This is a genomic window from Mesorhizobium sp. LMG17149 (assembly GCF_024518695.1).
Lineage (GTDB): Bacteria > Pseudomonadota > Alphaproteobacteria > Rhizobiales > Rhizobiaceae > Mesorhizobium.
In genome coordinates this window covers 14022-33228 of record NZ_JANIFL010000007.1, presented here as the reverse complement: position 1 = coordinate 33228, position 19207 = coordinate 14022, and the positions used below count along the sequence as shown (strand labels likewise).

Genomic DNA, 19207 nt, shown 5'->3' with positions numbered 1-19207 from the left:
AGGCGAGCGAGAGAGCCTAAAAGAATTCACTCACCTTACGGCTTCTCTTTTTGAGAGCCGGGATGGGTTCGCGATGCATTTGCGGCTGCGCCGGCGGTGACTTCACCGGATGCTGTGCAAGCCTTGCTTGTCTCAGCCGCGCCGTCTTCTCGGCGCGTTCGGCTCGTTCAGCGTCCAGCATCTCTTGGCTGATACGTTTGGCGCGGTCGTATCTTTCCTTGTCGTGATTGCGAGTCACGGACACCTCCTAGCCAGCAACAAAAATCCTGCGAACCTTTTTGGTGACACGCGGCTTGCGTTGGCTGGGACCGGGCGTGATGGCTTGTGCGAGGCGAGCCTCCTTCAACCGCGCCGTCTTGGCGGCGCGCTCAGCACGTTCCTTGTCGATAATGATTGCTGCAGCTGATGTGGTATTCTCGTTGCGACCGTCATCATTGATCCGCGGCATCTCAGTGCCTCGCCCCGATTCTTGTCGCCCGTAGTGCCATTTTGCACCTGCGTCCCGCCCTAAACTGGTCTATCGCCGCTTTGAGTGAGAATTCGGTTGCATGTTCCGGTTTCTCGCCCGGCTGGTGGTTGTCGTTGGCAGCTTGTGTGATGGCCATCTTTGTTCTCCTACGAGACCGAACTTCGATATGACACAAGTGTTCCAAGGCAACTCGCAAGCTGCAGGGCTATTTTCGATGTAGGGGCACGCGCGGATGCTCAGGCGCGTGATCGGAGCATTGTGTTGGAGGGCCGTAGCTGGAACTATGAGAGCGCAGATAGCGTGGTCGCCTGAACATGAACGGCGGCCTTCCCCCCTCTCGCAAAAAGCTGTCAGCGCGATATTGTTACCAGGAGCAAAGGAGCCTGGTGTCGACGAGAACTTTTCTCGCGACGAGATCGTTCAGACTTTGCTGCAGCACAGGGCCCCCGCAAGCGCATCAGCTCGGTATTGTAGGGTTTCGGGCGCTAGGGCCGTTGAACCGCTACGGGTGTGTCAGTAGCAAACTTACAGACAGCCGCAGGTCCAAACGAGCAGCACCGTTCCAAGCGCATACGGGACCAGAAGCAAACCTATCGTCACCCAGAAAGCTGGCTCTGCCAAGGCGGCCATGTCCTTGCGAAACTGCTCCATAGGGCTACCCCGGCAACTTCGACAAACGAATAGAGCTAATCTGGTAAGGCCTACGGCCCGCTTTTGGCATCTTCGACCTCCAGCGCATCCATGAGGGCTGCCACGTCGGTGGGTTCGCCATCGGCGTCACCATGCACGCCAGTTCGGGCGTTCTTTAGCGCTTGCTCGATCGCATCTTCAATGTTTCCGAGCTCGTCCTCACGCACCTCGCGACCATAACCGGCCGCTTCGGCATCCTGCTCGAATTGCTGGACCAGCACGGCGAAGCTCACTTCCTCTTTGCCAGCAAGAGTGCCGACATTCTCCTGCAGCCAGGTTTCAAAAAACTCTTTGGTCGCGTTCATCGGATCACTCCTTCGCCGGATTAAGCGCGGCGGCGATCCGAAGTTCCGCAATGCCGTCACTTTCCCAATCAGCAAGGGGATATGCTCATGGTGGGCTTGGCTGATAATCCCGAAGATTCGTCTGCGCGGTGCTGGCTCCGTACCGGGAGCAAGGCCGCCGGATGAGTTCACGCCCACCGAGCGCTCGTCGATCCGCATGCTCTTCGATCGGTCTGCATGGAACTATTGCCCGCTCGGTTGCGCAAGGCTGCCCCGGCGGTGGTTGTTCGCCTTCCCGCTATTCTATCCCGACATTCCGGATTGTATCACCTCATCGGCCGACAGCCGGTCAGACATCGCTGCACTGTTGGTCTGGTCCATCCCGAACTGAGCGACCTGAATCATCATAGCCTTGGCCTTTGCAATAAGTTGGTCGTCGGGAAGAGTATGCCCGGCCTGCAGAGTGACTGTAATAGACTCGCCTCCCTCTCCGCGAAATTCCACGATCGGAGCCTGGTCTCGGCTGACGACAATTCCCATCATCTGCATAGGAACCTCCTTCGACTGTAGCGGGCAGCCGAAACTCAACAGCTCGGCCGTCTAATCCTTGACATATGCCCCAGGCTTACGACCGCCTCTGGGCGCCTTGGCGTCTTTCGAATGCTCGGCCATCGCAGGGCCTGCTCCGGAGACTTTCTCTGCGGCCGGTGACGGTGTCGCCGGCTTAGACGAGGTCCGGCTGTCCGATTTTTCGGGGCGTGGTGATATGCCAGCTGAAGAATTGTCTGAAGAAGTCATGGCTCGTTTCCTTAGCTGCGAAGCTTCCTTACCAACCTCCGAAATGCCCTGACGTTCCATTGCGATCCCTTGGTGAGATAATATCTCCGCAGGTGAACATGCCTCGTCCCTGGACGCGCATCAGCTACGGGTTGATTTCGCAAGCGAACGGTAAAATGCGAAGCCGCTCGGGCGAGATACAGCTTAGCCCTACATGGCAGCGCGGGCATCAGAATACGAGCCGACGCGAAACAGAGATCCATCCGTCGCCGAACCCCGCGACAGGCAGCAGGTTCGGTCATTTCTGCAGAAATGCGTTTGCCAGCTCGGACACAGCGGCAGTGCCCGTACCGCGCTATTCTCTCCTGGTGCCGAGAGCCTGATTGCAGCGCCGACTGGGAAAAGCCTGCGACACAGGCTGACTCCGCAGGTCAACCGATGAGGAACAATATTTCCCTTTGAAAGTTCTGGCCGACGCATGAAGGAGATATGAAATGTCAGAATCGCGCGAATGGCTTGTCCAATGGCTTAGGGATGCTCACGCTATGGAGGAGCAGGCCGAGACCATGTTGAATGGGCAGCTGAACCGAATTGAGAACTATCCTGAGCTCAGCGAGCGGATTCGCCAGCACATCCAGGAGACCAGACAGCAGGCTGCTCGGCTGGAGACCTGTCTCGACCGCATCGGACAAGGCTCGTCCACACTGAAGGATGCCGGCGGCAAGCTGACGGCAATGGCGCAGTCGCTCAGCGGTGTCTTCGCCGGTGACGAAGTGATGAAAGGATCGCTTGCAAGCTACACGTTCGAGCACATGGAAATCGCCTCCTACACAATCCTCATCGCCGCTGCCAAATCGCTGGGTGAAGCAGAGGTCGCCCAGGTCTGCGAAGAGAACCTGCGTGAGGAAGTCGCAATGGCGGACTGGTTGAAAAGCCATATTCCAACGACAACCGAGCAGTTCCTGGCGCGGGCCGACTCGGAGAGTGAAAACGCCAAGCGTTGATCAGCCGGTAGCGTATCGCTAAACAAGCTCGCCCCTTGCGCCGAAGCTCGGCGCAAGGCGCATCGAGGTTGAGCCGTTACCGCTGAAAGGCACTTCAAAGTAGGCAGTGCGTGAGTAAGTTTCCCGATTAGCTCTCCGTGCCGCGATAGTATCCTTGGCGCCAATTGAACTTGAAATTCCGGACGGAATTCTCTGCCATGTGCCGCCGCCGAACTGCCCATCATACGGATGTTGCTATCGCCCACTTTTTGGCGACAGTTCCCCATCCCCAACCATCTCCGCCAGCCGGCTGAGGAAGTCCACCAAAGCAGCTTGCGGCTCGTCGATTTCGCCGACCACGACCGAAATGCCCCAACGTCCAAGCACGGCCTCCTCCACAGGGTTTCGGCTGGTCATGAAGATGAACGAGGGCGGGCGATCTTTCTCATAGCCGGACCGATGCCACGTCTGCCAGAGACGGTGCAGCAGCAACCGAATGTTTGGGTCGGAAAGGCTATAGCCAATGAAGAGGATCGTGCTGCCGAGCGCATCCGAGCGAAAACGCACGTCCAGCGGAGAATTGAAGGAGAGGCGATCGAGGTAGTCCGTTTCGGTGAGGACGAGGGAAGAATCCTCGTCGAAATCACCATGGAACTTGACGATGTGGGTAATGCCTTGGCGGGCCTGCGCTACATCGCGTGCATTGGCCACTTTCACGTAGTCCCGACTGTATATCTCATAAGCCAGTTCCAGATTCCGATCATAGTTAGTTGTGTAGATGACAGGGAAGTCGAGCCTCACGATGAGACGATGCAACTCGGATTTCTCGATCCGGTCCTTGGGGACGGACCAGTTTCTGTCCATCCAACTGCGAAGTGGCCCGATGCTGCCATGCTTGATGCGATAGTACTCGGCCAGGGTTTGAAAACGATCGCGTCGCCTGGAAAATTCGTCGTCGACGCCGAGCTCCTTTGCCATTCGCTCTATCAGCTTCTCCCAAGAGGGTAGTCCAACGCTGATCGACACCCCTGCCCCAACAAACAGAATTGCGCTGCGATGGCGAATTGCGTTGGCGAGCGAATCTACAGGGTCATCGTTCATCAAGTCTTTCGAGGCCACCCGCGCAGGTCGACCTTCCTCCCTCACATCTGGTCGTTATTAGGCTCCTTGGTGATCCCCACCTGCCTGGCCAGCTCGGAAAACGGTGGCACACTCGCTTCGAACTGCTTGGTGTTAGCCAGCCGCAAAAGCCGCAAAGGGAAACACACTGCGTCGCGGTTAGCCGGCGACATATCCTCGAAGAGGCGCTCATCAACCGTGAACGAGGCTTCCGCGTTTTTCAACGCCGTGTCGATATCATCGACCGAGAGAAGGCCTCTGCGGACCAAGGCGTTATTGACGGCCGCGACCGCCATAAGCAAACCTTCCAATTGGAGGTTGGCGACGTTCATGGGCCATTGTCCTTCATACCATTGGGAGCCCGTCGATAGATAATCCTGCTCCGGAGGCCTTGTGCCGTGCCGGTGATGGAGTTGCCGGCTTGCTAGAGCGTTTCGGCTGCGCGGCGACGCCGGGATCGGCATCTGGTGGCGCCATGGCTTGGATCTCCGCTGGGCTGCTGGACAACTCTCCACATGCCTCGAGGTTCCGGATCGCCATGGCAACCTTGCAAAGGCAGAGGCAAGGCTTCTCGCTGTCCTACTACCGTGGGGCGCACGAGGTGATCGCGGGAACAACCCGGCACCGTGATGGTTCGGTGGCATCAAAGGTGATAGAGAACGATGGGTAAAAAGACTAAACAGCACACAGAAGCCACAGATCGTGAAAAGGCGATCGAAGCTCTCTACTTTGCGCGCAAGTGCGGCCTCACCAAGGAAGAGGCACTCAAGATGCTCAGGGAAGCCCAAATCAGGATCGATGATGGACCCAAAAGCCGCTCCGGCAACCGAACTTAGAAGCGATCGTCGAGCGCTCATCTCAGCCAGCGGCGGCGCATGATCTTCTTCACCTCCGACACGCATTTCAACGATCCCCGCATTCTGCGGCTCGACCCCCGCCCCTTCAGTTCATTGGTGGCGCATGACCAGGCACTGACTGAACTTTGGAACGAGACTGTTGCTCCAAATGACGAGGTTTGGCACCTCGGCGACTTCGCCAAGGGATCGGCCGAGACAGTGTCTTCGCTGCTGTCCTGCCTCCACGGCACCAAACACCTGATCATCGGCAACAACGACGGCGTGGTAACGCTCCGCGCTTCGGCTTGGGCTAGCGTGCAACACTACAAGGAGCTAACTGTCGAGGGCAGTTTCTTGGTTCTTTGCCACTACCCGTTCCGCACCTGGAACAAGATCGGCAAGAAATCGATAAACCTGCACGGCCATTCTCATGGCCGGCTGAAGCCAATGACGCGCCAGCACGACGTCGGCGTCGACGCCTGGGATTTTCGCCCAGTCACCTTTGCTGCCATACAGGCCAGGCGCCGCCGAGATTGAGGTTAACGCAGCAGATGGCCGAACGATGGATGTCTTCACGTGGTGATGCTAGCCGCACGCACCGCGAGTAAACTGGGACCGAAGAGCGCCCCACCCGTCTGCACAGCCGTGGGACAGGCGCCGACCCCCCTCGTCAACACGGCGCTCCACTGGCGCCCCAATCGTTCATCCACCTCGCTTGAAACGAGCTTCAATCGCCGTCCTTGGCGACCTCAGTGCCACACTCTCTCTCTAAGCCACTTAAGAAACCTGTTCCCTCCGATTGCCCGGCGGACTCTAGCGGCAGCCCACTGCCCTCTGAACGTGGTTCCGACATGGCAACTGCAGACGATGTCATGCAACTCCCCGTCAGACAGTTCGAAGAAGCGCTTTGCTGCCCCATAGGTGTCATCCTTCAGGCCTAACGCACGCAGTAGCGGGTCCTCGAAGGCCACAGTAATTGGCGAGCCCTCACCGCGCGCTGCGTCGCGAGCTTCCCGCTTCAGATACTCAGTGCCGGTAAGCGCTGTCAGGCGTCGCTCGGGATGTTGTTCCAGCAACTCTGCCCAGCGCTCAATGCGCTGTTGCCGGGTCATGATCGGGTATGTCGACAGGGGTTCTACTTCTGCAATTGTCTGCAGTTGGCTTAAAGTTTGGTGTTCCATCGTCGGCTCCTTTGGTCGAAGTCCCTTCCCCTCAAAAATTATCGCGCGCCGACGCGCTGACAAGAGCTGGCAAGGCGGCCACTTGCCCGACAATGATTGCGAAACAGCGCATTGCTCCGCCGGCGCGCGAAACGATATCCCATGCCAAATCAGACCGAAGCCGTTCAGAACGAACAGCTCGCCACCCGCCTACAACAACAAATTAAATTAGTAATGCCTTATGGAACTTTGAGGCTGGCGTTTCATTTGATCGGCATGGAGGCCTCTGTAATCCAAAGTGCCGGGATGAGAGCGAACGTGTCGCTGCGCTACTCGCTGGTTCTGCCGATATACAACGAGGAACAAGTGCTGCCTCGTCTGATCGAGCGGATCAGGTTGCTAATCCACCAGCTGGACGGTGAGACAGAGGCTATTTTCGTCGATGACGGAAGCCGCGATGGCAGCGTCACTTACCTTCGGCGTGTGGTCGCCGCCGAGCCTCGTTTTCGGCTAATCGAGCTTTCCCGCAATTTTGGGCACCAGATAGCAATCACAGCCGGTATGGACGCCGCCCAGGGGGATGCCGTCATCGTCATGGATGCCGATCTCCAAGACCCACCCGAGGTGGTTCTCGATCTGGTGGCGAAGTGGAAAGAAGGTTTCGAAATTGTCTATGCCCGGCGCGTCAAACGCGAGGGCGAATCCTGGTTCAAGCGCTTCACGGCAAGTCTCTTCTATCGCTTGCTGGAAAGGATGACGACCGTTGACATTCCGCGCGACGTTGGAGATTTCCGGTTGGTCGGTCCCAAAGCGCTGAGAACCTTCAGGCAGATGCCCGAACAGGATCGCTTCGTCAGGGGCATGTTTGGCTGGATGGGATTCAAGCAGGCGTCGGTGCCGTTCGAGCGCCCGGCACGAGCCCATGGCCAGACCAAATACCCATTCTGGAAGATGGTGCATCTTGCTGTGCACGCCATCGTCAGCTTCTCGGAGCAGCCGCTGCGCCTGGCGCTCTGGGGCGGCTTGGCTATTTCTGCGCTGGCCGTAGCCTTTGGTGCCTACGCCATCTACGCCTGGGCCTTTGAAACCGGCATTGTTGCCGGCTGGACATCCACCGTGATGATCGTGTCGCTCCTGTGCGGCATCAACCTCTTCATGACCGGCGTGGTCGGATTGTATGTCGGCAGCATCCACGCCGAAGTAAAACGGCGCCCGCTTTACGTGATCGATCGCCTCACCGGCTTCGACCGGGCCATGTCTGCCGTCCCCGGCAAGAGCCGCCGCCCGCCTCGAAAATCCCGGATTGGAGTCCCGGCCAATGTCCGAACCCTTCGACAGCTATAGATTCAATTATGGTGAGACGGTCCAGGGATCGATCCGCTTTTCAGGGCTTAAGCACGACTTCTTTCTCATGGCGAAGGCCGAGTTGCTGCGACGCGTTGTGGTCGAGCGGGTGCTTCGTCATGCCGGCTCGGATGTGCGGGCGCTTGATGTCGGCTGCGGCGTAGGTGCGCTCCATCCCTATCTCAAAGGCGTCTTCGAGTCCCTGGACGGCTGCGACATCTCGCAGGAATCGATCCTGCGTGCGAGGCAGGAAAATCCGAGCGTCACATACAGGGCCTGCACCAGCCTGAACCTGCCATACGACAATGGGGTCTTTGATCTGGCCTTCGGCAGCTGCGTCGTCCATCACGTACCGCCAGCTTCCTGGCTCGGGTTCATGCGCGAGATGCGGCGCGTCGTGCGCCCGGGCGGTGTCGCCTGCATCATCGAGCACAATCCCTATAACCCGCTGACGCGTCTGGCTGTGTTCCGGTGTCCCTTCGACCATGACGCGGTGCTGCTCAGCGCAGCCAAAACAGCGTCCCTCCTTCAAGAAGCAGGCTTCAGCAACATCCGATCCGAGCACTTCCTGCTGCTGCCGTCGGGCAGGTCCTTGGCCCGAAAAGTCGAGCGCGCGCTCGCCCCCCTGCCGCTGGGGGCACAGTATGCGTGTAGTGCGCATGCATGAGCATCGGCCTGCCGGCGACGACGCCCTGAAGCTACTGGCACGTTTCGGCCTGGTCGGCATCGCTGCCACACTTCTGTATGCCGCTTTGGTTGCTGCTTTTTCCAAATCGGAATGGCTCGGTTTAACGCCCATCCAGGCCTCGCTTGGGGCATATGCCGCAGCCACCCTGTTTTCGTATCTAGCTCACAAATCCCTGACGTTCGTGTCGGGCCGATCGCATCGAACTGAAGCTCCGCGTTTTCTCCTGCTGGGGGCAACAGGCTTGGCCATTGCCTATGGGGCGCCGGCGTTGCTGACGGTAAAGCTGGGCTTGCCGCTCATCATTCCCGTGCTGATTACGTGCTTGCTTGTCCCCGGCATCAATTTCTTCGTGCTTGACCGGTGGGTTTTTGCCGGACGCATTCCCGGTCGGCACGGCAATCGCTCCCGCCAGAGGCAATAATGCTCTAAATGGCGTCCAGTCGAAACGACACCAATTTGATGGAGCGCTTGTAAATGTCGCTGGCGGCCTGGCTGGGCGGGATCCCGTCGAGATAGTCAAAGGTCATTTCGAACGTGCTGGCGTCCGAAAAAGCTGCGTGCGGAATGACGAACGAGACGGTTATCGGTTGCTTGCCCGACAGTGTGACCATATGCACGGACACGCCATGCACCGAGATTATTACCCTCTGCGTCATCTGTGGCGGACGAATGACAGCGGCCATTTGTAGCGTTGCCTTGAGACCGTCGCGAAGCGGCGGTATCTGCAGGCGAAGCCGCGAGGTCTCGCCCAGCGAATGCGTGCCGTCGGCTGCCGGCCCCGACCAGCCACAAACTTTCATGCCGGCAACCCGTTTGGCGCCATCGGACCGGAAGGACACTGTCTGGCCGAGTGAGTAGCTGCCAATGGCATCGCGGTTGAGGCATGTCGTCGTGCGGTCGATGTAATAGGCACGATAGTCGGCGTGGACATTCGGATGGAGAGCCAGCGCAAGGATGGCGAGTTCGGACACGGCCAGAACCGCGGCGAGCGCGTAAGCGCCAAGCGAGATAGCGCGTCCATGGGGGTTGAGGGTGTCAGACCAAAGCAAGGTAGCCCCCAATCCATGCCACCGTCATGAAATAGCAGGCGACCAGGAAGAGAACCAAAGCGGCGAGCCAGGTCAGTTTCGACGCCGACAACAGGACGGCCATCAACATTATAAGAGGCGCCAGCCCAATGACGTATCTGACCATGGAGGCCAGATTCGTTATCAATGGCACGAGAATGCAGATCGCGCAGAAGACCCCAGCGCCATATTGCTTGCGAGCCACCAGCACGACTGATAGCGCCAGCCCGATGATCGCTGCGAGCGCACTCCATTGCGGCGCCGTGGGCAGCCACCCGGTCTTGGGAAATGCTGAGAGTCCGTCCCATAGAAACAGGAGCGGGTTCCCAGCCACTCGTCCAAAGGCGCGTTGGACGTGCAGAAACGCAAAGCCGTCGCCGACAGTGACATACAAAAACAGGATGTAGGCAAACAAGCCGGCAGGCGAGATAAAGATAGCGACGAGCAGATCCGGTCGACCGAGCACCCAACGCGGAAAGGAGAGTGGTGAGCCGCCCCGTTCGCGATGCTGCTGGAACATTTGAATGACGGTCGCAAAGACGACAAGGACCCCAACGAGCCTCGTTGCCGAGAGGAGCGCTGACGAGACGCCAGCGACGGGATAGCGGGAGCGTTTGAGTGCCAGGAAGACAATCGAGGTCAGGAGCACGAAAAGAGGTTCGGAAAGGAAAGTTGTGAAGTGGAAGGAGAACGGGCCGCTAAGCAGAAAAGCGCAGTACAGTACATAGGCCCGCATGTTCTTCTCCAACAGCGGCCATGCCACCAGACACGCGGCGTAGCTGCATGCAATCGAAGTGATCGTCGCGACCAGTATCGTGGCGAAGGGGAAAATCGCCCGGATCACCGCTACCAGCATCGGATAGAATGGAAAGAAGCCCCATCGTCCGACGTTGCTTTGGTTTGGGATGGGAAAGCGCTCGTAGCCGCGTTCGGAAATATCCAGATACCAGTGGCAATCCCATCGGCAGAGCGCACGAGCATAAGACTCGAAGCCTGGTTCCGCCAACGTTGAAGCAACAGCGGCATAACGAATAGCAAGTCCGGCGACACCGAACAGGAGCGGGACTGTCACGACCGCTGCCGCTACCATGTGGCGCTTGTTGATCGTCGAGCCGTAGTCGGGGAAAATCTCGAACTGCTCTGGGTGGTCTTTCGAGGGTGCATGGCGGGGGCTCTTGATGGCCGTGACGAGATTCTCAGTCCCGGATTTTCTCATAGCAGAGCACCGGCGCGGCACGTTTCCATCCTCTGATGGGGGCCAAATTCCGCCGTGACCAAACCGCCGACCGTGGCCTTGCCATCTTCATTGTCAACCGGCGGGGCGTGTCCGATGGGGTTCAACTTGTCCGGCGCCGTTGCCTTCTTCGGCGTGTCGATCGAGAAGAGGAAGTTGTAGGTCGCAACGCCGACGCTGGCCCGACGGTCGTCGAGCAGTTCCAGATGGGTGACGCCTATCGTCACCTCGTGGCCAAAGTCGATGCCAGTCTGTTCCCGCACCATGTGAGGGATTCTGGAGCGCGGCTGGCGATCGTCAAGAGGTTGCTAATATTCGAGCGGCGAAGGGCAACAAATCTTTGGCCCTGCTTCTAAGCGAGCGTTTGGAGAATACCCGCGGTGCGTGGAAGGCGCCTTTGAAGCGCGTCGAGAACACGATAATCATGCATGCCTCGGCGGCCGGACGAGCTATTGCGCAGCCTTGACACCGGGATGGTCGCCCGACAAATCAAAGGTCCGCACCGAATGCTCCTTCTGTGCGACGTCGAATGCCCACGGGCGGAGGCGCAAAGACCGAGATCGCCTTTGGATGGACCTTGAAATGAGCTGGTGTCGAGGTGACGATCTCACCATCGGTGTTGACCGGCATCGGCTTCTCCGTCTCGATGTCGAACTCGACGCACCTAGCCGTCCGAACCTCTCGCCAGGCGCCATGCGTCCCAGAACGGAAGGAGCGGAGCATCAGCGCCAGTTTCCAGAGGTTCGTCATTTCCAAGCTATAGAGATCGAGATGTCCGTCATCGATCTCGGCCGTCTCTTCCACCACGTTGCCGCCCCCGTAGTGACGACCGTTTCCCACCGCAATCTGGTAGGTTTCGACGTCGGTCGCCGCGCCTTTCTCAATAATCTTCGCGTGGAACCGCGTGGCCCGCGTCAACACTTTAACCGCCGCCAGCGCATAGCCGAGCCTGCCGAAACGCTTCTTCAAAGTGGGATCTAGACCCTGCGCCAGTTCAGTGCTGAGTCCGACACTCGCGACGTTGAAAAAGGCATTGCCATTGACCGTGCCGATATCGATCTGCCGAAGTCGGCCCCGCACGATCACGTCAGCGGCCTGCAGAAGATCCATAGGGATGTCGAGTGTGCGAGCGAGGTCATTAGCCGTTCCCATAGGAATAATGCCCATCGGCAGGCGGCTTTCCACTACAGCCATCGCCGCCGCCGACACCGAACCATCGCCACCGCACACGACCACAAGGTCGGCCATTTGGCGTAGGCGAACTATGTCACTGGCAATCTCCGGCAACGCCTCGAACGTTTCGACAGTGACGGAAAGCCGGCCGCGCTCCAGCCGCTCCACAATCGGGGCGATCATCTCCTGGCCGCGCCGCGCCTTTGGATTGAGGAGCAGCAATGCGCGCCTTGTGGCTAATTTGCTCATTCAAAGATCGATCCGATGGTCATGACGCATGCACATAGGGCGGTTGCTCATTCGACCGCAACCGAAGCTTTCGACTCAAACCGGACCTACCTCCGCCGCGACGTTGCGAACGGCGCAATTTGCGACATCCAGCGGTCCCCAGGATCGCTATTCGAGTTCGTGGACCGTCACGCCGGCACAGCCGTCTTGGCAATCGCATAGGTGCTGGCGATGCGTGAGATAGGCCACTTGGCCAGCACATGTCATTCGCCAAACAACTTGAAACCTCCTCGGAGTGGACATGGTCGAAGGTTTCCATGATCATCGGCGCGCCTATCTATCGCGCGAAAGCTTGAAAGCGCGGTCGATCGCATCGCGGATATGTCCCCGGGGCGGATTTCAGATCGTCCTTCGGCGCGCCGCTTTGCTCCGGAACGTTGCCGCGCCCCGCTGGAGCCTGCGACAGAAGATGCGCTCAAGCCCATTGCCGGAGAGATTTAAATCGGCAGGACCAGATCGGCCTGGCTCCTGTAAAATCTGGAGCCGGGTCGCGATTGGCCGGAACCAAACAGAACAGCCGTAATTATCAGCCGAAGGGACCGCAACCGCATAGGAAGGGGAACGATGGCTGAAATTCTTGATTTCGAACTTGGCAGTTCAAGGTTGTGCGTCAAACGTGCCGAGAAATCGTTGAAGCGCGCAAAGGAAGAAACGGACAGGAAAAATGGCGTGGTGAATCCGCGGCAGCCGGCGCGCTGCTGGTCGAGGAAAGGCACGGGCCGTTCGTCCAGCGCATCCACGCATTTTTTTTCTGGAAGTTTAATGCTTCAGTATCTGGCTGAGGAACAACTTGGTTCGATCATGGCAAGGGTGGCCGAAAAACCCGTCGGGCGTGCCCTCCTCGACGATCTGCCCAGCGTCCATGAAGATCACCCGGTCGGCAACCGCACGAGCAAAACCCATCTCATGTGTTACACACACCATGGTCATGCCGTCCCGAGCCAATCCCGTCATCGTCTCTAGCACCTCGGAGACCATTTCCGGATCGAGTGCGGAGGTCGGCTCATCGAACAGCATGACAGCCGGTTCCATGCACAGGCTGCGGGCAATCGCCACGCGCTGCTGCTGTCCGCCGGACAGCTGGATGGGGAACTTGTTCGCCTGTTCGGGAATGCGGACCCGCTCGAGGAACTTCAGCGCGGTCTTGCGCGCCTGCTTTTCCGATACGCCCTTCACCCACATTGGGCCGGCCATGCAGTTCATCAGCACCGTCATGTGCGGAAACAGGTTGAAGTGCTGGAAGACCATGCCGACGTTGGAACGCACGGCGGCAACGTTGGTCATCTTGCCATGTAAGGCAACGCCGTTGACGACAATGTCGCCCTCTTGATGCGCCTCCAGGCGATTGAAGCAGCGGATGAGGGTTGATTTGCCGGAACCCGAGGGCCCGCAGATCACGATCCGCTCGCCCTTGTGGACGATCAGGTTGATGTCCTTCAGCGCCTGGAATTGGCCGTACCATTTGGAAACGGACTTGGCTTCAATGATGGCGGGGGCGCTCATCGCACCTTGCTCTTGTGGTAATGCCGTTCGATCCGCGATTGGACCAGTTCGAGGCAGATCGACAGGATCCAGTAGATCATCGCTGCCGAGATCAGCATCTCCATGTGCTGGAAGGTCTTCTGTCCGAGGGTGCGCGCCAGGAACATCAGCTCCCACACGCCGATGACCGAGACCAGCGAGGAATCCTTCAGCATCGAGATGAACTGGTTGCCCGTTGGCGGAATGATGACCGGCAATGCCTGCGGCAGGATGATGCGACGCATGGTCAGCGTGAAGCCGAAGCCCATGGAGCGCGACGCCTCCCACTGGCCGCGATCGATGCTCTGGATGCCGGAGCGGAAGATCTCGGTCATGTAGGCGCCGTAGCAGAGCGATAGCGCCAGGATGCCGGCCGGAACCGCATCAATGACAAAGCCGAGCTGCGGCAGCCCGAGATAGATCAGATAGACCTGCATCAGCAGCGGCAGGCCGCGAAAGAAGGAGGTGTAGAAGCTGGCGATGGCGTAGGCGAAACCATTGTTGGAGAGCTTGGCGACCGCTCCCGCCACCGCGATGACCGAAGCGATGACGATGGAAATCGCCGAGACGTAGAGCGTGGTGACAACGCCCTGGCTGATCAGGAACGGCAGTTTCTCTCTGATAAAGGGCAAGCTGAGATGGAACGTCTCGAAGAAGCCAACAAACAGGAGCAGCAGTTCGAGCCATACGATGCCGATCTGGAACTTGAGCGGCGCGAAGCCGATCAACACGACGTTCAAGGTGAAGATCACCGCGATGGCGAAAGCAATGGCAAAGCGGCCGTAGAAGCCACTCACCGACGGTTCGCCGATCACTGGACGCATGAGTTCGGCAAAGCTGGTGCTCGACATGTTGAAAGCCATGAAGAGAAGCAGAACGACGCCGAACAGCGTAGCCACGAACCAGGGTTTGTGGACGAGGACTTCGGCTTCGACGGTATCCGGATAAAGCATCTTTGAGCACCGGCTGTTCGGCGGCCTGCCCGGGGGGCAGGCGCCTTTTAAGGGGGCTAGTTGGTCTTCGAGTAATCCTGCCCGTACCACTTTTCGGAAAGCTTGCTCAGCGTGCCATCCTCCTTCATCGCTTTCACGGCGTCGCCGATCTTGGCGGAGAGTTCGGGATCGCCGCGTTCGGTGGCGATCGCCAGCGGCTCGTAAAATACCGGGTCGCCCAGCTGCTTGATCGGGTAACCGGCCTTCTCGGCGTCGAGGATCGACGGCAGTGAAGAGACCACCGCGTCCAGGCGCACGCCGTCGCCGAGGCGGAGGTCGTCAAAGGCGGTCGTCGAATTCTCGTAGGAGCGGACCTCCTTCGGGTTGAGCTTGTACTCGAATGGCGGCGCGCCGGCGGCGTCGAGCGTCAGATCCTTCTTGGCATAGGCCTCGAAGGTGGAGGTGCTGGTGGCGCCGACCACCTTGCCGTCGAGATCTGCCAGCGTCTTGGCCTTGCTGTCCTTGTGCACGGCAACGGCCGCCGGCGTGTAATAGTAGACCGCCGGAAAATCGAAGATCTCGGCGCGTTTCTTGGTCGGCGTCATCGAGCCGGCATGCATGTCCCAGCGCCCCGCCCAATGGCCGGCGGTGATGATGTCCCAGCCGGGCGTGATGAACTCGACCTTGACGCCGAGGTGCTTGCCGATCGCCTTGGCGACGTCGACATCGAAGCCGTCCAGCTCGTTGCTGGAATTCATGAAGGACTGCGGCGCCCAGTTGGCATCGGTCGCCACCTTGAGCGTGCCGGCCGCCACAACGCGGTCGAGCACCGCGCCTGCGTGAGCAGGATATGCGCCAAGCGCAAGCGCCATCGCGGCCAACGTCAGCTGTGGTCTGTTCCAGAATGTCATATCCGTATTCCCCTGTTGTTGTTCAGTTCCTTGCAGTCACTTCCGTTCAGCCGGTCGTGACGTCGCAATTTCGTGCCGACCTGGTCGGCGTCCTCTCCCAAAGGCCCGCGGATTTAGCGACGTCGCGGCCGGTCCGGTCTTCCGATGTCGCGGAGGATGTTTGCCGTCGCCATTCCCCCGATCACAGGGAAGGTCTCGGCCCGCTCCCGGCGAGGTGTCGTGCAGCCTCCCCTGGTGTCCGGCGTTCGCTTTCGCATCGCGAAGGCTGCTATTCATCGGCGCCGCCCCCTTTCCCGCGGTCAGCGTCCATCAGGAAATCGCCCATCAGGGTGGCAACCCGAGCCGGCGCCTCGATTAGGATCGAATGACGAAGTCCGGGCAGGATGGCGAGTTGCGACCCTTGCACCTGTTCGTGCATCAGCCGTGCCATCCGCGGGCTGGAGCCCTGATCGTCCTCCCCGGTCACGATCAGCGTCGGGCAGGTGATGCGGTCGAGAATGCCGCCGAAATCGGTCTCGGCCAGAACGCGATAGGCGGCCGCATAGCAGTCGCGGTCGTTTTCAGCGTCACGCCGGCGCAACTCGGCGATGGTCTCCGGGTTGCTGTCCTGAAAATCCTCCGTCAGCCAGCGCGACAGCGAGGCTTCATGATGCACTGAGGCATCGCTCGCCATCAGCGCCGCCAGCCGGCCACGCACCGCGTGCCGTTCCTCGGGCGTGCGGCCGGCAACCGTCGACAGCAGCACCAGTTTTTGCAGGCGCTCGGCATGCGTCAGGGCAAGGCGCTGTGCGATCAGGCCGCCCAGCGAAAAGCCGGCCAGATGGAAGGTGGTAAACCCGACATGGTCGGCCAGCGCCAGCGTTTCCTTGACGAAATCGTCGATCTCGTAACGGCCCTTGACCCGGCTGGAGCGGCCATGGCCGCGCAGGTCGAAAGTGAGAACTGCGAAGCGATCTTTCAGTTGGCCGGCCACGCCATTCCAGGCTTCGAGATAGGAGCCGACCCCATGGATGCAGACCAGCGGCAACCCACCCTCACCCTCAAGGCGCCAGTTGAGCAGCACGCCATCGACATCGAGCTGGCCGGAGCGCGCCATAGTCACGCTCTCGCCGCCTGGCGGGCCCTGTCGCGCTCGCGCGCGGCAAAAACCGGCATCACCTCGTCGACCCACAGCTTGATCGTCTTCTTCTGCAGCTCGAACGGCAGGTTGAACGTCAGGCCGAGGCAGTACTGGTCAACGCCCGCCGCTTCATAGTCGAGCAGCTTCTCGATCACCTCGTCGGGCGTGCCGAACATCAGGTTGCGGCGGATGTTCTCGGGATTGTAATTGTCCTTGCCCTTGACGCTCTCGTAAGGGACGGCTTCGGGAAAGCCGTTTTGCACGGTGCCGATGTTCTGGAACAGGTTTTCGAAGGCGCGGCCATAGTCGATGGCATGCCCGACCGCGATCTCCCAGTCCCGCGCCCGCTCGTAGACGCAGGTGCGCCGCTGCATCATCAGGCGTGGGCGCGGCACCTCCGGGTGATCGGCGACGGCCTTGCGGAATTTCTCGCCGAGCACGGCGATCTCGGCCGCCGGCGCCGACAGGGGCGTCGACAGGATCGAGGCGCCGATGCCGACCGCCCAGTCGAAAGTACCCGGGTCTCGCGCGGCTACCCAGATCGGCGGATGCGGCTTCTGCAGCGGTTTTGGCACGCCGGCGGCGAGCGGGAACTTCCAGTAGTGGCCGTCATGGGCATAATCCTGCGCCCACAGTGTCTGCACCGCCGGCACCAGCTCCTTCAGATAGGCAACGCCTTCCTGCTGCGGCATGCCGCCGGCCATGCGGTCGAACTCATATTGGTACGAACCGCGCGCGATGCCGAACTCCAGCCGCCCGCCGGTCAGGTGATCGCAAAGTGCCGCCTCCCCCGCCAGCCGGATCGGGCTCCAGTAGGGCGCAACCAGCGTCGAGGTGCCGAGCCGAATCTGCTCGGTATGCTGGGCAAGCCAGGTCAGCGTCATCAGCGGGTTCGGCGAGATGTTGCATTCGATCGTGTGATGCTCTGCTGTCCACAGCGTCTCGAAGCCACCCTCGTCGGCCAGGCGCGCCAGGTCGAGCAGATTGCTCTTCACCTTCGACATCGGCATGTCGGGCGAGAAGCGCTCCATGGTCAGCGAAACGGCGAATTTCATGTCGGTCTCCCCAGTGCGTCGGGTTTGGTCAGCGAAGGCGGATGATGAAGGGGTCCTGCATGGCGCCGGAGTAGTCGATGACGACGTTCTTCAGGCGCGAGAACTCCTCCATGGCGTCGAAGCCGCCGCGCCGGCCATAGCCGCTCTCCTTGAAGCCGCCATTGGCGGACATGAAGGAGGAGGCGCGGTAGGTGTTGATCCAGACCGTGCCGGCCTCGACATTTCTGGCGAAACGCAGGGCGCGGTTGATGTCCCGCGTCCAGATGCCGGAGGCGAGCCCATAGCGGGTGTCGTTGGCGAGACGGATCATCTCGTCTTCCGAAGAGAACGGAATGACGCCGACGACGGGACCGAACAGTTCCTCCTGCATGAAGTCCATGCCGTTATCGGCATCGGTCATCACGGTCGGCTCGAAATACCAGCCGCCGGCAAGCTCGGCCGCCTGCGGCCGCCTGCCGCCGGCCGCGATGTTGGCCCCCTGGCGCACGCCCGAGGCGACGTAACCTTCCACCTTGGCAAGCTGCGCCGACAGCGCCAGCGGACCGATGTCGGTTTCCTCCAGCGTCGGCAGCCCGACCCGCACGCGCTTCGTACGCTCGACCAGCGCCTCAACGAAACGGTTATAGACGCTGGCCTCGACGAAACAGCGCGAACCGGCGACGCAGGTCTGCCCCGCGGCCGCGAACACACCGGACACGACGCCGTTGACGGCATGGTCGATGTCGACATCGCCGAAGACGACATGTGGTGACTTGCCGCCAAGTTCCATCGAGCAGGGAATGAGGTTTTCCGCCGCATTGGCGGCAATCCGCCGGCCCGTCGCCGTCGAGCCGGTAAAGACGAATTTGGCGATGCCTGGATGCCGCGTCAGCGCGTCTCCGGCCACAGCACCCGTGCCGGTGACGACATTGACGACGCCGGCGGGAAAGCCCGCTTCCATGATCAGCTCGGCCAGAGCGAGAGTCGAGGCCGTGGCGTGCTCGGACGGCTTGACGACCACCGTGTTGCCGAGCGCAAGGCATGGCGCCAGCGTGCCGGTGAGCAGCATGAGCGGCGAGTTCCATGGCGTGATCATGCCGACGACGCCGATCGGCTCGCGCAGGTTGAAGTTGAGCATGTCGAGCTTGTTGACCGGGATGGTGTCGCCAAGCAGCTTGTCGGCCATCCCCGCGAAATAGGTGTAGCTGTCGGGCATGGCGCGCATCTGCGCCCGCATTTCCTTGAGCAGCTTGCCGTTGTCGCGTGTCTCGATCAGCGCCAGTTCGTCGGCATGCTCCAGCACCAGTTCCGCCAACCGGCGCACCAGCCTGCCGCGGTCGGTCTGGGTCATGCGCCGCCAGGCAGGCGCCGCGAAAGCGGTACGTGCGGCCTCGACGGCCGCGCCGACATCCTCGGCGCCGGCCTCGGCGAACTGGTACCAGGGCTTGCCGGTGGTCGGGTCGAAACTGTCGATATACTGCCCGCCTTTCGGCGCCACGAACGCACCGTCGATGAACAGGTTCTGGCGTGAGCCTTCGAGCGATCCGACCGTCGTTTTCATGCTGTCTGTCCTGGGT

Annotated in this window: 24 protein-coding genes; 6 read left to right on the top strand and 18 right to left on the bottom strand. The window is 60.2% G+C overall.

The annotated features are described in order from the left end of the window. Positions 1-16: 16 nt before the first annotated feature. From NP945_RS17590 to NP945_RS17575, 4 genes are all read right to left on the bottom strand, one after another. On the bottom strand, positions 17-238 hold the full coding sequence (locus NP945_RS17590) for a hypothetical protein (protein WP_256747076.1): 222 nt from the start codon (positions 236-238) through the stop codon (positions 17-19). 9 nt (positions 239-247) lie between these two features. After that, positions 248-448, bottom strand: a complete 201-nt coding sequence (locus tag NP945_RS17585) for a hypothetical protein (protein ID WP_127395631.1) — start codon at positions 446-448, stop codon at positions 248-250. Positions 449-1170: 722 nt separating this feature from the next. Then, positions 1171-1662 carry a hypothetical protein gene (locus NP945_RS17580; protein WP_245463550.1) on the bottom strand — a complete coding sequence of 164 codons (492 nt, stop codon included), beginning with the start codon at positions 1660-1662 and terminating at the stop codon, positions 1171-1173. An 84-nt stretch (positions 1663-1746) separates the two neighbouring features. Continuing rightward, a complete protein-coding gene (locus NP945_RS17575; RefSeq protein ID WP_256747075.1) occupies positions 1747-1992 on the bottom strand; it encodes a hypothetical protein in 246 nt (81 codons plus the stop codon). A 722-nt stretch (positions 1993-2714) separates the two neighbouring features. Here NP945_RS17575 and NP945_RS17570 point away from each other — a divergent pair. After that, positions 2715-3224, top strand: a complete 510-nt coding sequence (locus NP945_RS17570) for a ferritin-like domain-containing protein (RefSeq protein WP_256747074.1) — start codon at positions 2715-2717, stop codon at positions 3222-3224. A gap of 234 nt (positions 3225-3458) precedes the next feature. Here the strand turns inward: NP945_RS17570 and NP945_RS17565 are convergent, their stop codons facing one another. Further along, positions 3459-4304 carry an SIR2 family protein gene (locus tag NP945_RS17565; RefSeq protein WP_256747073.1) on the bottom strand — a complete coding sequence of 282 codons (846 nt, stop codon included), beginning with the start codon at positions 4302-4304 and terminating at the stop codon, positions 3459-3461. A gap of 41 nt (positions 4305-4345) precedes the next feature. Beyond that, a complete protein-coding gene (locus NP945_RS17560) occupies positions 4346-4654 on the bottom strand; it encodes a hypothetical protein (protein WP_127318144.1) in 309 nt (102 codons plus the stop codon). Between the two features lie 330 nt (positions 4655-4984). On the opposite strand from NP945_RS17560, the gene NP945_RS17555 reads away from it, so the two are divergent. Both NP945_RS17555 and NP945_RS17550 read left to right on the top strand, forming a co-directional pair. Beyond that, positions 4985-5158 carry a hypothetical protein gene (locus NP945_RS17555; RefSeq protein ID WP_256747072.1) on the top strand — a complete coding sequence of 58 codons (174 nt, stop codon included), beginning with the start codon at positions 4985-4987 and terminating at the stop codon, positions 5156-5158. Positions 5159-5197: 39 nt separating this feature from the next. Next, complete coding sequence (locus tag NP945_RS17550; protein WP_127318148.1) at positions 5198-5695, top strand: metallophosphoesterase family protein; 498 nt, start codon at positions 5198-5200, stop codon at positions 5693-5695. A gap of 212 nt (positions 5696-5907) precedes the next feature. Here the strand turns inward: NP945_RS17550 and NP945_RS17545 are convergent, their stop codons facing one another. Beyond that, a complete protein-coding gene (locus NP945_RS17545; protein ID WP_256747071.1) occupies positions 5908-6339 on the bottom strand; it encodes a hypothetical protein in 432 nt (143 codons plus the stop codon). A 285-nt stretch (positions 6340-6624) separates the two neighbouring features. Between NP945_RS17545 and NP945_RS17540 the strand changes: the two genes are divergently transcribed. Genes NP945_RS17540 through NP945_RS17530 form a run of 3 tightly spaced genes read left to right on the top strand, consistent with a single transcriptional unit; the run spans position 6625 to position 8771 of the window. Beyond that, on the top strand, positions 6625-7662 hold the full coding sequence (locus tag NP945_RS17540) for a glycosyltransferase family 2 protein (RefSeq protein WP_256747274.1): 1038 nt from the start codon (positions 6625-6627) through the stop codon (positions 7660-7662). Next, on the top strand, positions 7637-8329 hold the full coding sequence (locus tag NP945_RS17535) for a class I SAM-dependent methyltransferase (RefSeq protein ID WP_127318152.1): 693 nt from the start codon (positions 7637-7639) through the stop codon (positions 8327-8329). The genes NP945_RS17540 and NP945_RS17535 overlap by 26 nt, the downstream gene beginning before the upstream one ends. Continuing rightward, complete coding sequence (locus NP945_RS17530; RefSeq protein ID WP_256747070.1) at positions 8307-8771, top strand: GtrA family protein; 465 nt, start codon at positions 8307-8309, stop codon at positions 8769-8771. Before NP945_RS17535 ends, NP945_RS17530 begins: the two co-directional genes overlap by 23 nt. A gap of 4 nt (positions 8772-8775) precedes the next feature. On the opposite strand, the gene NP945_RS17525 is transcribed toward NP945_RS17530, so the two are convergent. From NP945_RS17525 to NP945_RS17475, 11 genes are all read right to left on the bottom strand, one after another. After that, entirely contained in the window at positions 8776-9399 is a 624-nt protein-coding gene (locus NP945_RS17525) for a hypothetical protein (protein WP_256747069.1), read from the bottom strand. After that, positions 9386-10633, bottom strand: coding sequence for a hypothetical protein (locus NP945_RS17520; protein WP_256747068.1), 1248 nt, complete (start codon positions 10631-10633; stop codon positions 9386-9388). Before NP945_RS17520 ends, NP945_RS17525 begins: the two co-directional genes overlap by 14 nt. Beyond that, positions 10630-10917: a hypothetical protein gene (locus tag NP945_RS17515; protein ID WP_127318158.1), complete on the bottom strand. Its 288-nt coding sequence runs from the start codon at positions 10915-10917 to the stop codon at positions 10630-10632. The genes NP945_RS17520 and NP945_RS17515 overlap by 4 nt, the downstream gene beginning before the upstream one ends. A 223-nt stretch (positions 10918-11140) precedes the next feature. Beyond that, positions 11141-12073, bottom strand: coding sequence for a lipid kinase (locus NP945_RS17510; RefSeq protein ID WP_256747067.1), 933 nt, complete (start codon positions 12071-12073; stop codon positions 11141-11143). 476 nt (positions 12074-12549) lie between these two features. Next, positions 12550-12852, bottom strand: a complete 303-nt coding sequence (locus tag NP945_RS17505; protein WP_127273096.1) for a hypothetical protein — start codon at positions 12850-12852, stop codon at positions 12550-12552. Between the two features lie 19 nt (positions 12853-12871). After that, positions 12872-13615, bottom strand: coding sequence for an amino acid ABC transporter ATP-binding protein (locus tag NP945_RS17500; protein WP_127266451.1), 744 nt, complete (start codon positions 13613-13615; stop codon positions 12872-12874). Next, positions 13612-14586, bottom strand: a complete 975-nt coding sequence (locus NP945_RS17495) for an amino acid ABC transporter permease (protein WP_256747066.1) — start codon at positions 14584-14586, stop codon at positions 13612-13614. Before NP945_RS17495 ends, NP945_RS17500 begins: the two co-directional genes overlap by 4 nt. A 56-nt stretch (positions 14587-14642) precedes the next feature. Further along, positions 14643-15476, bottom strand: a complete 834-nt coding sequence (locus NP945_RS17490) for a transporter substrate-binding domain-containing protein (RefSeq protein ID WP_256747065.1) — start codon at positions 15474-15476, stop codon at positions 14643-14645. Between the two features lie 268 nt (positions 15477-15744). After that, positions 15745-16572 carry an alpha/beta fold hydrolase gene (locus NP945_RS17485; protein WP_256747273.1) on the bottom strand — a complete coding sequence of 276 codons (828 nt, stop codon included), beginning with the start codon at positions 16570-16572 and terminating at the stop codon, positions 15745-15747. Between the two features lie 2 nt (positions 16573-16574). Continuing rightward, positions 16575-17651, bottom strand: a complete 1077-nt coding sequence (locus tag NP945_RS17480) for an LLM class flavin-dependent oxidoreductase (protein ID WP_256747064.1) — start codon at positions 17649-17651, stop codon at positions 16575-16577. 28 nt (positions 17652-17679) lie between these two features. Further along, a complete protein-coding gene (locus tag NP945_RS17475) occupies positions 17680-19191 on the bottom strand; it encodes an aldehyde dehydrogenase (protein ID WP_256747063.1) in 1512 nt (503 codons plus the stop codon). Positions 19192-19207 lie beyond the last annotated feature (16 nt).

Coding starts and splice junctions, on each gene's coding strand:
- NP945_RS17575 (WP_256747075.1), bottom strand. CDS start 1,992: ATGCAGATGATGGGAATTGTCGTCAGCCGAGACCAGGCTCCGATCGTG.
- NP945_RS17550 (WP_127318148.1), top strand. CDS start 5,198: ATGATCTTCTTCACCTCCGACACGCATTTCAACGATCCCCGCATTCTG.
- NP945_RS17485 (WP_256747273.1), bottom strand. CDS start 16,572: ATGGCGCGCTCCGGCCAGCTCGATGTCGATGGCGTGCTGCTCAACTGG.
- NP945_RS17475 (WP_256747063.1), bottom strand. CDS start 19,191: ATGAAAACGACGGTCGGATCGCTCGAAGGCTCACGCCAGAACCTGTTC.
- NP945_RS17535 (WP_127318152.1), top strand. CDS start 7,637: ATGTCCGAACCCTTCGACAGCTATAGATTCAATTATGGTGAGACGGTC.
- NP945_RS17565 (WP_256747073.1), bottom strand. CDS start 4,304: ATGAACGATGACCCTGTAGATTCGCTCGCCAACGCAATTCGCCATCGC.
- NP945_RS17495 (WP_256747066.1), bottom strand. CDS start 14,586: ATGCTTTATCCGGATACCGTCGAAGCCGAAGTCCTCGTCCACAAACCC.
- NP945_RS17520 (WP_256747068.1), bottom strand. CDS start 10,633: ATGAGAAAATCCGGGACTGAGAATCTCGTCACGGCCATCAAGAGCCCC.
- NP945_RS17515 (WP_127318158.1), bottom strand. CDS start 10,917: ATGGTGCGGGAACAGACTGGCATCGACTTTGGCCACGAGGTGACGATA.
- NP945_RS17510 (WP_256747067.1), bottom strand. CDS start 12,073: ATGAGCAAATTAGCCACAAGGCGCGCATTGCTGCTCCTCAATCCAAAG.
- NP945_RS17545 (WP_256747071.1), bottom strand. CDS start 6,339: ATGGAACACCAAACTTTAAGCCAACTGCAGACAATTGCAGAAGTAGAA.
- NP945_RS17570 (WP_256747074.1), top strand. CDS start 2,715: ATGTCAGAATCGCGCGAATGGCTTGTCCAATGGCTTAGGGATGCTCAC.
- NP945_RS17490 (WP_256747065.1), bottom strand. CDS start 15,476: ATGACATTCTGGAACAGACCACAGCTGACGTTGGCCGCGATGGCGCTT.
- NP945_RS17530 (WP_256747070.1), top strand. CDS start 8,307: ATGCGTGTAGTGCGCATGCATGAGCATCGGCCTGCCGGCGACGACGCC.
- NP945_RS17585 (WP_127395631.1), bottom strand. CDS start 448: ATGCCGCGGATCAATGATGACGGTCGCAACGAGAATACCACATCAGCT.
- NP945_RS17560 (WP_127318144.1), bottom strand. CDS start 4,654: ATGAACGTCGCCAACCTCCAATTGGAAGGTTTGCTTATGGCGGTCGCG.
- NP945_RS17580 (WP_245463550.1), bottom strand. CDS start 1,662: ATGCGGATCGACGAGCGCTCGGTGGGCGTGAACTCATCCGGCGGCCTT.
- NP945_RS17480 (WP_256747064.1), bottom strand. CDS start 17,651: ATGAAATTCGCCGTTTCGCTGACCATGGAGCGCTTCTCGCCCGACATG.
- NP945_RS17500 (WP_127266451.1), bottom strand. CDS start 13,615: ATGAGCGCCCCCGCCATCATTGAAGCCAAGTCCGTTTCCAAATGGTAC.
- NP945_RS17540 (WP_256747274.1), top strand. CDS start 6,625: ATGAGAGCGAACGTGTCGCTGCGCTACTCGCTGGTTCTGCCGATATAC.
- NP945_RS17555 (WP_256747072.1), top strand. CDS start 4,985: ATGGGTAAAAAGACTAAACAGCACACAGAAGCCACAGATCGTGAAAAG.